1 protein-coding gene is annotated in these 643 nt (G+C 69.5%); it reads left to right on the forward strand.

Annotated features, from left to right (window positions below):
* The coding region (locus NKH90_RS34690) for a condensation domain-containing protein (RefSeq protein ID WP_352823838.1) at positions 1 to 643 on the forward strand (643 nt) is incomplete at both ends.

The following is a 643-nucleotide window of genomic DNA, read 5'->3' on the forward strand; positions in this document are numbered from 1 at the left end:
GTTCAGCAGGTGGTGGACCGACACGACATTTTGCGTACGGCCTTTGTCTGGGAGGGGCTGTCGAGCCCGGCCCAGGTGGTGTGGCAGCGTGCGCCGCTGGAGGTGACCGAGGTCGAGCTGGATGCGTGTGACGGTCCCGGTTCCGAGCAGCTGAAGCGGCGGTTCGATCCGCGCCAGTACCGCATCGACCTTGGCCGGGCGCCCTTGATGCGCGTCGTGATCGCGCGCGAGCCCGGCAGCGGGCGCTGGCTGCTGTTGGAGCTGCTGCACCATCTGATCGGCGATCACACGACGCTGGAGATCATGCATGCCGAGGTGCGGGCCGTGCTGGAGAGACGCGCGCATGAGCTTGCCGCGCCGCAGCCGTTCCGCAATCTGGTGGCGCAGGCGCGCCTGGGGGGCGATGCCAAGGCGCATGAGGAGTTCTTCCAGGAACAGCTGGCGGACATCGACGAGCCGACGCTGCCGTTCGGGCTAAGCCAAGTGCATGGCGACGGCAGCGGGGTTGGCGAGGCGCATCGGATGCTGCCGCAGGCGCTCAACGATCGGCTGCGGGCCCAGGCGCGGCGGCTGGGGGTGAGCCTGGCCAGCCTTTGCCATCTGGCCTGGGGTCAGGTGGTGGCGCGCAGCAGCGGCCGAGAGC

The sequence above is a fragment of the Mesorhizobium sp. M0898 genome (genome assembly GCF_040319695.1).
Lineage (GTDB): Bacteria > Pseudomonadota > Alphaproteobacteria > Rhizobiales > Rhizobiaceae > Mesorhizobium.